The following is a 478-nucleotide window of genomic DNA, read 5'->3' on the forward strand; positions in this document are numbered from 1 at the left end:
CGCCATGAAGATGCGCGGCATGACCGGGAAGTGGAACGCCATGTGGCACTCGTCGCCGCCGGAGGCGAAGTCGCCGAAGTAGTCGACGACGTCCTCCGGCCACTGGTTGGCCTCCGCCAGTACGACCGTGTCCGGGTACTGGGCGTCGATCTCCTTGCGCACCCGCTTCAGGAACGCGTGCGTCGCCGGAAGGTTTTCGCAGTTGGTGCCCTCCTCCTGGTAGAGGTACGGCACCGCGTCCAGCCGGAACCCGTCGATGCCCAGGTCCAGCCAGAACTTCAGCGCGGAGATCATCTCCTCCTGCACGGCCGGGTTCTCGTAGTTGAGGTCCGGCTGGTGCGAGAAGAAGCGGTGCCAGAAGTACTGCTTGCGCACCGGGTCGTAGGTCCAGTTCGACGCCTCGGTGTCGACGAAGATGATCCGCGCGTCCTGGAACTGCTTGTCGTCGTCCGCCCAGACGTAGTAGTCGCCGTACGGA

Annotated in this window: 1 protein-coding gene; it reads right to left on the reverse strand. The window is 64.6% G+C overall.

The features are described from left to right. Window positions 1-478, reverse strand: a 478-nt coding sequence (locus ACFIF2_RS35930; RefSeq protein ID WP_395577493.1) for an alpha-amylase family glycosyl hydrolase, incomplete at both ends; no start/stop codon positions are given.

The organism is Streptomyces sp. BK79, from assembly GCF_044142145.1.
GTDB lineage: Bacteria > Actinomycetota > Actinomycetes > Streptomycetales > Streptomycetaceae > Streptomyces.